We start from the raw sequence: 10,357 nt of genomic DNA on the forward strand, positions 1-10,357 counted from the left end.
AGAAGCGGTCCGAACCCATCCGTCTGGCCGACGCCGCTTGACACCATACGACCGTGGGATATCTATGCGCCCGTCCCGCCGCCCGCCCCGGGTTCCGCCCCGTCCCGGCCGCTCAGGCGCAGCGCCCCACCCGGATCCCGGTCGCGCTCGTGGCCGCGAGCAGGCGCCAGCGGCCGGTGTCGAGGGTGTGGACGAGCTCGAGGGTCAGCAGCTCCGCGCGGGGGCTCAGCTGCACCTGGAGCCGCCACACCTGCTGCTCCACCGCCCCCACCCCCCGCCCCGCGGGCAGCCGCGCGTCCTCCGCCCACCAGGCGCGCCGCTCGTACCAGCGCACGGGCTCCTGCGCCACCCGGTAGGCCCGGCCGCGCCAGCGCACGCCCACCGGCACGCCCTCGGCGTCGCAGTCCACGTCGACGCTCTCCGTCAGAAAGCCCACGACGGCTCCTCTCCCTCGGTTCCCTCGGCCGGCGCCCCTGCGGCGGCACGTCCTGTCCTCTGGAAGCTAGAACACCTGTGCGACACGCTAACGCTCTGTGACACTCCGGAGGAACACCTGTTCCCCTGGGCCGGGACGACCGGGACGAGGCGCCGGGACGCCGCGCCCGGCCGTCGGGAACCGTGGACAAGGCCCGCGAAATCGATACGCTGAGAGCACGGAAGGCGCGCCGTCCCTGCTCCGCCCCGCACCGCCGTTCCCTCGTCCGCATCCGCCGGAGCAGCCGGCGCCGATCCCACGGAGGCTCCCATGACCGGAACCATCACGCTGATCGCCCGCACCACGGAGAACCCGAAGCGCAACCCGGTGCCCACGCGCCCGGCCGCCCCGCAGGACGCCGAGGGCCTCGCGCAGCTGTACTACTCGTCCTACGAGCAGGGCGGGGTCTCCAGCCTCGAGGAGGCGCGCCAGGTGATCAGCGGGGTGTTCGCCGGCGAGTACGGGCCCTTCCTGCCCGAGGCCTCCCCCGTCGTCGTGGACGAGGACGGGACCATCGTGGCGGCGGCCCTGGTCCTGGAGCGGCGCGTGGGCGACGGCCAGCTCCCGGACGCCCCCTACCTCTTCGAGCTGTTCACGGCGGCCTCCCGGCGCCGGCAGGGCCTGGCCGAGCAGCTCGTGCGCTCCAGCATGGCGACCCTCTTCCAGAAGGGCTACGAGCAGGTGTGCCTGCGGATCGCCGAGGACAACGCCGCGGCGCTGGCGCTCTACCTGACCCTGGACTTCAACCGCTGGATCCCGGACGACGACGAGTACTGAGCCCGCCGCCGCACCGGCGAGCTCCGGGGACGCCAGGAGGCCCGGGACCCGCTGGGGTCCCGGGCCTCCTGGCGTCCCCGGCCTCAGAGGGCGAACTCCTCCCGGGCCGGGGGCTCGACGGCGACGTCCACGAACCGCGCCCAGCGCAGCGCCACCTCCACGAGCCGCGTGCTGTCGGGGTCCTGGCCGCCGGAGCCGGGGTGGCGGGCCTCCAGCAGCTCGCCCGCGGCCTCCGCGGCGGAGCCGTCCAGCAGGGCGGCCTCCCCCTCGAGCTGGAACTCCTGCCCCGTCCCGGAGACGACCACCAGGGAGACCCGGGGGTCGGCCCGGAGGTTGGCGTACTTGCGGCTGTGCAGGTTCGTGCCGAAGACCAGGCGCCCGTCGTCGCCCGCCGCGAGGTTGATCCACGCGGACTCCGGGCCCCCGGTCGGGCTGCTGGTCGCCACGACCCCGCCGCCGTGGGCGCGGACGAAGTCCACGATCCGGTGGACGGTGCCGGGCGAGGACTCTGCGGCGGATTCTGCGGAGGGGTTCGTCATGGGTGCTCCTTCGGCGGGCGGTTCTGTGGACGGTTCGGTGGGCGGCCCGGCGGGGACCGCCGGACCGGGGCTCAGAACAGGGCGGGCTGCGGCTCCACGAGCTCCGGCGAGTTGTTGCGCACGTTGCCGACCGCGGGGTCCACGGGGTCGAGCACCCACCGGGCGGCCGTCCGGTGGGCCTCGGCACGGACCATGTCCACGAGCTGCGGGGCGTCCTCCTCCCCGGGGCGCAGCCAGTCGCCCACGTGCTCGGGGGCCAGGGTGATCGGCATCCGGTCGTGCAGCTCGTGCAGCGCGGTGAGCACCGGGTGCTCGGCGGAGGGCTCCGGGGAGTCGGTCGTGAGGATCGAGCAGGACAGCAGCCAGGTGCTCCCGCCCCCGTCCCTGCCGGGCTGGAGGGCCTCCGAGCGCAGGTCGGTGCCCTCGGGCACGCGCCACCACTCGTAGATCCCGGCGAACCAGATGGTCTCCTCCGGGTCGGCCGGGTGGATGTAGTAGGGCTGCTTGCGCCCGCCCTTCCCCGGCTCCTTCTTCCACTCGTAGTAGCCGTTGGCGGGCACCGCGCAGCGGCGGGCGCGCACGGCCTTGCGGAAGGACGGCTTCTCCAGGACGGTCTCGGAGCGGGCGTTGAACATCTTCGCCCCCACCGCCGGGTCCTTGGCCCAGCCCGGCACCAGGCCCCAGCGGGCGACGTGCAGCTCGCGCACCAGCTCCCCGTCGTCGCCCTCGCCCACGAAGCGCTCCAGGACGATGGGGACGTCGGTGGTGGGCGCGGTGTTGAAGTTGGCCCGCAGCCTGCCGTGGTCGGCGTCGCCGAGGCTCTCGTCGGGGACGGCGCCGGTGGCGGCCACGAGGTCCCCCACGGCCCGGGCGATGACGTAGCGTCCGCACATGATTGCCTCCTGGTCTCCCGTGTGCTTGCCCGGCCGCGCGGCCGGGGCTCAGTCGGTGAGCGGGCCGTACCCCAGGTACTCGGAGTACATGCCGTACACCTTGCGCAGCCCGCGCTCGACCTCGGCCACGGTGGTGCCCGGGCGCAGGTCGTCGACCGCCCCCGCGGTGGCGGGGTCCCACTCCAGCTCCAGCGCGGAGTAGACGTCGGTGAGCACGGAGCGGATGGGCTCGGACTGCTCCACGACGAGCACCGTGCTGAAGTACCAGGCGCCCCCGACCACCCGCTGGGCCGTGCCCGCGAGCTTCACCTTCCGGCCGGGCTCCGGCGACGACGCCGGGTGCGTCCCGTGCACGCTGTGCTCGCCCGCGCAGTACTCGCCGGGGATCTCCCCGACGTCGGCCTCGACCTCGAGCTCCTCGAGCGCGGCCACGAGCATGTCGCCGAAGAGCCGGTAGCGGTCCTGGATGCCCGAGGTGGGGTCCTCCGCGGCCTCGACGTGGTCGATGATCAGGCACCCGCCGTGGTAGGCGGCGGCCCGGCCCCCGACCTTGCGGACCAGGGGCTCGAAGCCGCTCTCGCGGGCGGCGCGGGCCGCGGCGGCGAAGCCCGGCAGCAGCTCGTCGCGGCGGCCGAAGGCGACCGTGGGCGCGGGCTCGTAGAGGCGCAGGACGGGCCCGGTGCGGCGCACGTCGGCGAGGAGGGTCATGGCGCTCTCGTAGTCCTGCTGGGCGCCCAGGGACTCGCGCTGGCGGAGAATCTTCATGCTGGGCCCCAGTCTAGTGGCGGATCAGGACAGCGGTGCGGCGGGCCGGGACGCGGCGATGCCGCTGTCGCGGAACCACGCCCCGAGGTCCCGGGCGCTGACCTCCACCTTCTCGGCCCACGCGATCGCGGCCTCGTCGGCGGCGTCGGAGACGTGCTTGACCATCCGCAGCCGCACCCCCAGGTGGCGGCAGGCCACGGCGATCGCGTAGCCCTCCATGTCCACGAGGTCGGCGCGGGCGGCGAGCGCGTCCCGGACGGGGCCGCCGGCCACGAAGGAGTCCCCGGTGGCCAGGACGGGACCGGGCCCGCCGAGCTCGATGACGTTGTCCACGGGGATCCCGGCCGCGCGCAGCAGCTGCTCGTCCACGTCCCGGTTGAGGATCCGGGAGGGCTCGTGCACCCCGCTCAGGCCCTCCTTCAGGGCACCGGCGCTGCCGATGTTGAGGACCGTGAACTCCTCCCGGCGGGCGGGGTCGGGGCAGCGGGAGAGCACCGCCTCGGTGGTGCGCACGGCCGCGGCCGACATCCCGACGCCGGTGAGGACCAGGTCGATGTCGGCCGGGAAGTACTTGGTCTCCAGCGGGTGGGCCGCGAGCACGAGCAGTTGGGGCACCCCGCCACTCTAGCGGCCCGCCGCCCGCGCGGGGGCACGCCGGCGGGCCCGGGCCGCGGGGAACAGCCCGGCGAGGAGCTCGTCGGAGAGGGCCTGGGCCGCGGCGTCGAACGCGCCGCCGGTGACCAGGAGCTCGTCGGCCCCGGTCGCGGCCAGCAGCCCGGCCAGGCGCTCCTCCACCTCGGCGGGGGTGCCCAGGACGGAGCCCGCCAGCGCGCCCTCGACCAGCTCGCGCTCGCGGGCCGGCAGGGCCTCGAGATCGGCCGGGCGCACGGGCTCCAGCGGCGGGAACTCGCCCCGCGTCCGGGAGGCCGCGAGCGCGCGGGCCTCGGGCAGGAGCAGCTCCCGGGCGGCGTCGTGGGTCCCGGCCACGGCCACGTTCGCCGACACCACCGCGTACGGCTCGGCCCACCACCGCGACGGCCGGAACGCCTCCCGGTAGCGGGCGAGCGCGGCGGCACCGCCGTCGGCGCCGTCCCGGAACAGGGCCGGACCGCCCAGCACGACGGCGAGGCCCGCCCGCGCGGCGGCCTCCGCACCGGAGCCGGTGGCGAGCACGAAGACCGGGGTGGCGGCGCGGTCCTGCGGGCGGGCGGTGACCGGGGCCTCCCCCGCGAGGTGGGCCAGGAGCTCGGCGAGGTCGGCCTCGAAGCGCTCCGCGTCCTCCCTGCCGGTGCGCAGGGCCCGGCGGACCGCCGACGTGAAGCCGAGGGAGCGCCCCACGCCCAGGTCCACCCGCCCCGGGTGCAGCGCCGCGAGGGTCGCGGCCTGCTCGGCGACCACGAGGGGCTGGTGGTTGGGGAGCATGATCCCGCCCGAGCCGATCCGGATCCGCCGGGTGCGGGCGGCCGCGGCGGCCATCAGCACGGCCGGCGCGGAGCCCGCGATGCCGGGCACGCCGTGGTGCTCGGCCACCCAGAAGCGGTGGTAGCCGAGGGCCTCGACCCGCTCGGCCCGCTCCAGCACCTGCCGGAGGGCGTCCGCCTCCGAGGCGCCGCGGCGGGAGTTGGCGCGGTCGAGGACGGAGAGCGGGAGGTCGGGGAGGGCCATGGTGCGCACAACCGGGGCGGGGGCGGGAGAATTCCGCGCCCGGCCCGGGCGGCGCTCCTAGGTCCGGGCCCGCACCTGGATCCGCCCGTCCTGGACCCGGGTCTCGTAGCCGGGCTGGGGGCTCGTCGCCGGCCCGCGCACGACGGCCCCGTCGGCGAGCCGGAAGGTGCTGCCGTGCAGGGGGCAGACGACGCAGCCGTTCTCGATGGTCCCCTGCTCCAGGGGCCCGCCCATGTGGTTGCACACGCTGTCCAGGGCGTGGACCCGGCGCCCTTGCCGGACGAGCAGCACCGTGACCGCCCCGGCCTGCACCATCCGGTGGCCGCCGTCGGCGAGCTCGGCCTCGGCCAGGACGTCGGTCCACTCGGCCGGGCCCTCCCGCCAGGCGGTGCGGTTGACCTTCACGCCCCGGACGAAGACGAGGTGGCCGCCGAGGTAGCCCCCGCCCATGACGGCGCCGAAGCCGGCCAGCCCGAGGGCCCGGCCGGCGCCGCGCCGGCCGCCGGCCCGGGCGGCCAGCGAGGCCGCGTAGAGGACCAGGGCGGTGCTGTTGGCGGCGGCGTGCACCAGCCCGACGCGCCGGTCCTCGCCCCAGGTGTCGGACCAGTCGTTGAGCCCGGCCGCGGCCGTGGGCACGGCGGCCGCCAGCCCGGTGGCCACCAGCAGGTCCGCGGCCGGGGCCGCGCCGCGGCCGCCGACGAGGTCCAGCAGGGCGGCCATGCTCCACGCGCCGATCGGCACGTCGGTGAGCAGGGGGTGGAGAGGGTGGCCGATGACGGTGCCGCTCAGGACGTTCCGGACCGCCCGGGGCCGCACCGCCTTCTTCACGGCCGCGGCCAGCGGGTCCGCCACCCTGTCCAGGGCCGTCCAGGCCTCCAAGCGCCGCGTCAGCTCGTCCATCATGGCCGTCGTGCTCATCATGACCGTCTCCTCCGTGCCGGGCGGCCAGTGTCCCACCGCGGGGCGGGCCGGGACAATGGTGCTCCCGTGTGTGAAGGACGCCGCGCTCAGCCCGCGCGGCCCAGGGCCTCCTCCGCGGCCACCCAGCCGAGCATCGCGCACTTGACCCGTGCCACGAACCGGGACACCCCGGCGAAGGCGGCGGCGTCGCCGAGCAGCTCCTCGTCGGGCTCCACGGTCCCGCGGGAGCGCAGCAGCGCCCGGAACTCCTCGATCAGCGCCAGGAGGTCCGTGCGGGTCATGCCGGGGGCCGTCTCGGCGAGGACGGAGGCCGCGGCCATGGAGATGGAGCAGCCCTGTCCCTCCCAGGTGATCCGCTCGACCACGGGCTCGGCACCGGGCCCGCTGTCGCCGGGTACGAGTTCCACCCGGACGGTGATCTCGTCGCCGCACGTCGGGTTGTACTGGTGGGACTCCCCGCACGCGTGCCCGGGGAGCGGGTCGGCCAGGCCCTCCCCGGACCGGCGCCTGGCGTGGTCGAGGATGACCTCCTGGTAGAGCCCGTCGAGGCCGCTCATCCGTCGTCCCCGGCCCCGAAGTAGGCGCGCACCCCGGCGAGCTCGGCGAGGAACCGGTCCACGTCCTCGGCGGTGTTGTAGAGGTAGGTGCTGGCGCGCGTGGTGGCCGTCAGCCCGAGCCTCCGGTGCAGGGGCTGGGCGCAGTGGTGGCCCACCCGCACGGCCACCCCGGCGGCGTCGAGCACCTGGCCGACGTCGTGGGCGTGCACGCCCGCCACGTCCACGGCGGCCAGCCCGACCCGGTCCGTCCCGGGGGGCGGGCCGACCAGCCGGACCCCCTCCATCCCCGCGAGGCCCTCGGCCAGCCGGGCGCCCAGGGCGTGCTCGTGGGCGGCGATCCGCTCCATGCCGATCCCCTGCAGGTACCGCACGGCCTCGGCCAGCGCCACCGCCTGGGCCACGCGCTGGGTGCCGGCCTCGAACCGGGTGGGGGCGGGCAGGTACTGGGCGGACTCCATGGTGACCCTGGTGATCATGGACCCGCCGGTGAGGAACGGCGGCATCGCGTCCAGCAGCTCCGCCCGCCCGTAGAGGGCGCCGATGCCGGTGGGCCCGAGCATCTTGTGCCCGGAGAACACCGCGAAGTCCACGCCCAGGCCCGGCAGGTCCACGGGCAGGTGCGGGACCGACTGGCAGGCGTCCAGCACCGTGAGCGCCCCCACCTCCCGGGCCAGCTCGACGAGGCCGGCCACGTCGGTGATCGCGCCCGTGACGTTGGAGACGTGGGTGAAGGCCAGGACCCGGGTCCGCTCCCCGATCACCTCGGCGGCGGCGGCGGGATCGAGGGTCCCGGCGTCGTCGGCGGGGATCCAGCGCAGGGTGGCGCCGGTGCGGGCGGCCAGCTCCTGCCACGGGATGAGGTTCGCGTGGTGCTCGGCCTCGGTGGTGACGATCTCGTCCCCCGGGCCCAGGCGGAAGCGCTCGGCGGCCGCTCCCCCGCGGCCGGCGGTGGCGTTGGAGAACGCGTAGGTGACCAGGTTGATCGCCTCGGTGGCGTTGGACGTCCACACGAGCTCGCGCTCGGTCGCACCCACGAACCCGGCCACGGTCCGGCGGGCCTCCTCGTAGGCGTCGGTGGCCTCCACGGCCAGGGAGTGGGCCCCGCGGTGCACGGCGGCGTTGCGGTGCAGGTAGAACTCCCGCTCCGCGTCGAGCACCGCCAGCGGCTTCTGGGAGGTGGCGCCGGAGTCGAGGTAGACCAGCGGGGCGCCGCCCACCGTGGTGCCCGTCAGGAGGGGGAAGTCCTCCCGGATCCTGCGGAGCTCGGAGTCGGTCAGGGGTGGCACGGTCTGGGACGGCACGGCGGGGTTCCTTCCGGAGGTGGGCACCATTCTATTCGGCTCCGTCCGGCCTGCGGGGGCCGGGGGTCCCGGACCTAGCGCTCGCGGGGACGGAGGTAGGTGTTGCCCTGGGCGTCCTTCTCCACGACGAACTCGTCCTGGAGGTTCTGGTACCAGTCCCGGACCTCCTGGGTGGGCTCCTCCTGGCCCCTCAGGTTCCGCGGGCTGCGCGCCGCGGGGCCGTAGAACCGCATGGCGAGGTCGTCGAAGCGGCGGAACAGGCTGCGCCGGGGCTGCGCAGGGTCGTCGGAGTGGTGCTGCTGCTTGCGCATGGCGTCCTTCGGGCTGGTGGGAGCCCCGCGGTCGGCTCCCGGAGAGGGGTCCCCTCCATTCTCCCAGCGCCCCGCGTCAAAAAGGAAACTAATATCGGCCATGATGTTCATCGACGAGACTGATTTCCGCGGCGTCGACCTCAACCTGCTGGTGACCTTCGAGGTGCTCATGCGGGAGCGCCACGTCACGCACGCCGCCCACGCCCTCGGCGTCAGCCAGAGCGCCGCCAGCGCGGCCCTGGCCCGGCTGCGCCGGCTCTTCGGCGACGAGCTGTTCGTCCGCGGCCGGGACGGGATGGCGCCCACGGCCAAGGCGCAGGAGATCGCCCCGCGCATCCGCTGGGCGCTGCGCGAGCTGGCGGGGGTGCTGGTCGAGGAGCCCGTCTTCGACCCGGCGGCGAGCACCCGCACCTTCGTCCTCGCCATGTCCGACGACGTCGAGGCCCACGTCCTGCCGCGGATGCTCCGGCGCCTGCAGGCGGAACGGCTGGGCGTCTCCGTCCTGGTCCGCCAGTCGAACAGCCACACCGTGGAGCCGCTGCTGACGGAGGGCTCGGTGGACCTGGCGGTCGGGGCGCTGCCGCGCCTGGCCGGGAGCCTCCACCGGGAGGAGCTGTTCGCCTCCGGGTACGCGTGCCTCTACGACGGCGGGCGCCTGGGTCTGGGCACCCCCCTGTCCCTGGCGGAGTACCTGGAGCGCCCCCACCTGCTGGTCTCCTTCGACGGGCGGCGCGGGATCGTGGACGACTTGCTCGAGGCCCGGGGGCTGCGCCGCCGGATCGCCGGCTCCACCAGCCACTTCGCCGGGGCGCTCACCCCGCTGAAGACCGCCGACGTGCTGGTGACCCTGCCCCGCCACGCCGCCGAGGCCTTCGCCGCCGCGGCGGGTCTCACCCTGTCCGAGCCGCCGATCCCCACGCCGCGGTTCACGGTCTCGATGGCCTGGACGCCCCAGCGCGAGAACGACCCGGCGCAGCGGTGGCTGCGGGCGTTCGTCCGGGACAGCCTGGCCTGAGGCCCGGGGCGCCGGGCAGGAGGCCGCGCGGGCGGGAGGTCGCGCCGGCCGGAGGGTGCGGCTCAGGCGGGGACCGTGGCGTGCTCCTGCGGGTGGCCGAGCGCCTCCTGCAGCCGGCGGGCGAGCGGGCCGGCTCCCCACCGTCCGGCGCCGTCGACGCTCGTCACGGGGCACACGCCGCGCACCGAGTTCGTGACGAAGACCTCCGTGGCGCCGGCCAGCTCGGCCAGGCCCACCGGGCGCTCCCGGACCGGGCGGCCGGCGCCGCGCAGCGCCTCGACCACCCGGGCCCGGACGACGCCGGGGAGGATCCGCCCGTCGGCCGGCGGGGTGAGCACCTCCTCGCCCCGCACGACGAACACGTTGGCCCGGCCCGCCTCGAGGACCGTGCCGTCGGGCTCCACCAGCAGCGGATCGCAGGCGGGCGACCACAGGCCCGGCTCCGGCTCGCGCTCCAGCAGGCGGCGGTCGGCCCACTTGTGCGCGCCCAGGCCGCCCGGGAGCACCACCGGGACCAGCCGCCAGGGAAGCGCCGGCCCCGGGGTGAGGGCCGTGGCGGCGGTCGCCGTGGCCACCGCGCCGCCGGGCGCCGGGACGGCCGTGACGCGCAGGCGGTGCGGTTCGGCCAGGGCGGCGGCCGCGCGGAGCACGTCCTCGCGCAGGGCCGCGGGCAGGACGACGCCGTAGCAGGCGCCGACGCTGGCGCCCAGGCGGGCCAGGTGGGCGTCGAGGTCCACCGGCACCCCCCGGCGGACGAGCAGGGTGGTGAAGAGACCCCGGGCCGGGTCCGGGCGCGCCGGGGTCCGCTCCCGGGTCTCGTGGGGCGCGGGGGCGTGGCGGGCCCAGTCCCCGCGCAGGTTCTCGTCGAGCCGGGCGCCGACGGCGGCCAGCAGGGGCACGGCCTTGACCAGGGTCTCGTGGGCCTCCTCGTGGGGGTCGGAGTCCGCGACGATCCCCCCGCCCACGCCGAGCCGGACCCGGCCCCCGGAGAACTCGAAGGTGCGGATGGCCACGTTGAGGGCCAGCCCGGCCAGGGGGCCGGCGTAGCCGATCGCCCCGGTGTAGACCTCCCGGCCGGTGGGCTCGAGGCTGTTGATGATCTCCATGGCCCGGATCTTCGGGGCGCCGGTGCACGAGC

13 protein-coding genes are annotated in these 10,357 nt (G+C 76.0%); 2 read left to right on the plus strand and 11 right to left on the minus strand.

What is annotated here, in order from left to right; all coding sequences use genetic code 11:
- Window positions 1–112: 112 nt before the first annotated feature.
- Window positions 113–436, minus strand: coding sequence for a DUF6504 family protein (locus IEW07_RS20080; RefSeq protein WP_188540474.1), 324 nt, complete (start codon window positions 434–436; stop codon window positions 113–115).
- 309 nt (window positions 437–745) lie between these two features.
- Here IEW07_RS20080 and IEW07_RS20085 point away from each other — a divergent pair, with 309 nt between their 5' ends.
- Window positions 746–1,252 carry a GNAT family N-acetyltransferase gene (locus IEW07_RS20085; RefSeq protein ID WP_188540476.1) on the plus strand — a complete coding sequence of 169 codons (507 nt, stop codon included), beginning with the start codon at window positions 746–748 and terminating at the stop codon, window positions 1,250–1,252.
- A gap of 83 nt (window positions 1,253–1,335) precedes the next feature.
- On the opposite strand, the gene IEW07_RS20090 is transcribed toward IEW07_RS20085, so the two are convergent.
- The 9 genes from IEW07_RS20090 to IEW07_RS20130 form a co-directional block, all read right to left on the minus strand.
- Window positions 1,336–1,791: a pyridoxamine 5'-phosphate oxidase family protein gene (locus tag IEW07_RS20090; RefSeq protein ID WP_188540478.1), complete on the minus strand. Its 456-nt coding sequence runs from the start codon at window positions 1,789–1,791 to the stop codon at window positions 1,336–1,338.
- Between the two features lie 71 nt (window positions 1,792–1,862).
- On the minus strand, window positions 1,863–2,684 hold the full coding sequence (locus tag IEW07_RS20095) for an SOS response-associated peptidase (RefSeq protein ID WP_188540480.1): 822 nt from the start codon (window positions 2,682–2,684) through the stop codon (window positions 1,863–1,865).
- Between the two features lie 48 nt (window positions 2,685–2,732).
- Window positions 2,733–3,449, minus strand: coding sequence for a lipoate--protein ligase family protein (locus IEW07_RS20100; RefSeq protein ID WP_188540482.1), 717 nt, complete (start codon window positions 3,447–3,449; stop codon window positions 2,733–2,735).
- 24 nt (window positions 3,450–3,473) lie between these two features.
- Entirely contained in the window at window positions 3,474–4,064 is a 591-nt protein-coding gene (locus IEW07_RS20105) for a nucleosidase (protein ID WP_188540484.1), read from the minus strand.
- A gap of 9 nt (window positions 4,065–4,073) precedes the next feature.
- On the minus strand, window positions 4,074–5,114 hold the full coding sequence (locus tag IEW07_RS20110) for an MsnO8 family LLM class oxidoreductase (protein ID WP_188540485.1): 1,041 nt from the start codon (window positions 5,112–5,114) through the stop codon (window positions 4,074–4,076).
- Between the two features lie 57 nt (window positions 5,115–5,171).
- Window positions 5,172–6,035 carry a Rieske (2Fe-2S) protein gene (locus IEW07_RS20115; protein ID WP_229742014.1) on the minus strand — a complete coding sequence of 288 codons (864 nt, stop codon included), beginning with the start codon at window positions 6,033–6,035 and terminating at the stop codon, window positions 5,172–5,174.
- Between the two features lie 86 nt (window positions 6,036–6,121).
- Entirely contained in the window at window positions 6,122–6,592 is a 471-nt protein-coding gene (gene sufU, locus IEW07_RS20120) for a Fe-S cluster assembly sulfur transfer protein SufU (RefSeq protein WP_188540487.1), read from the minus strand.
- A complete protein-coding gene (locus IEW07_RS20125) occupies window positions 6,589–7,923 on the minus strand; it encodes an aminotransferase class V-fold PLP-dependent enzyme (RefSeq protein ID WP_188540489.1) in 1,335 nt (444 codons plus the stop codon). The genes sufU and IEW07_RS20125 overlap by 4 nt, the downstream gene beginning before the upstream one ends.
- 44 nt (window positions 7,924–7,967) lie before the next feature.
- Entirely contained in the window at window positions 7,968–8,204 is a 237-nt protein-coding gene (locus tag IEW07_RS20130) for a hypothetical protein (RefSeq protein ID WP_188540491.1), read from the minus strand.
- A 100-nt stretch (window positions 8,205–8,304) separates the two neighbouring features.
- Here IEW07_RS20130 and IEW07_RS20135 point away from each other — a divergent pair, with 100 nt between their 5' ends.
- Window positions 8,305–9,219 (plus strand): LysR substrate-binding domain-containing protein, encoded by a 915-nt coding sequence (locus tag IEW07_RS20135; RefSeq protein ID WP_188540493.1) that lies wholly within the window; start codon window positions 8,305–8,307, stop codon window positions 9,217–9,219.
- A 62-nt stretch (window positions 9,220–9,281) separates the two neighbouring features.
- On the opposite strand, the gene IEW07_RS20140 is transcribed toward IEW07_RS20135, so the two are convergent.
- Window positions 9,282–10,357: aminotransferase class IV (locus IEW07_RS20140; protein WP_188540495.1), on the minus strand; the 1,076-nt coding region annotated here is incomplete at its 5' end.

Origin of the sequence: Kocuria dechangensis (assembly GCF_014636775.1) — a bacterium.
GTDB lineage: Bacteria > Actinomycetota > Actinomycetes > Actinomycetales > Micrococcaceae > Kocuria > Kocuria dechangensis.

Coding starts and splice junctions, on each gene's coding strand:
- IEW07_RS20085 (WP_188540476.1), top strand. CDS start 746: ATGACCGGAACCATCACGCTGATCGCCCGCACCACGGAGAACCCGAAG.
- IEW07_RS20090 (WP_188540478.1), bottom strand. CDS start 1,791: ATGACGAACCCCTCCGCAGAATCCGCCGCAGAGTCCTCGCCCGGCACC.
- IEW07_RS20095 (WP_188540480.1), bottom strand. CDS start 2,684: ATGTGCGGACGCTACGTCATCGCCCGGGCCGTGGGGGACCTCGTGGCC.
- IEW07_RS20100 (WP_188540482.1), bottom strand. CDS start 3,449: ATGAAGATTCTCCGCCAGCGCGAGTCCCTGGGCGCCCAGCAGGACTAC.
- IEW07_RS20110 (WP_188540485.1), bottom strand. CDS start 5,114: ATGGCCCTCCCCGACCTCCCGCTCTCCGTCCTCGACCGCGCCAACTCC.
- IEW07_RS20115 (WP_229742014.1), bottom strand. CDS start 6,035: ATGATGAGCACGACGGCCATGATGGACGAGCTGACGCGGCGCTTGGAG.
- sufU (WP_188540487.1), bottom strand. CDS start 6,592: ATGAGCGGCCTCGACGGGCTCTACCAGGAGGTCATCCTCGACCACGCC.
- IEW07_RS20125 (WP_188540489.1), bottom strand. CDS start 7,923: ATGGTGCCCACCTCCGGAAGGAACCCCGCCGTGCCGTCCCAGACCGTG.
- IEW07_RS20130 (WP_188540491.1), bottom strand. CDS start 8,204: ATGCGCAAGCAGCAGCACCACTCCGACGACCCTGCGCAGCCCCGGCGC.
- IEW07_RS20135 (WP_188540493.1), top strand. CDS start 8,305: ATGATGTTCATCGACGAGACTGATTTCCGCGGCGTCGACCTCAACCTG.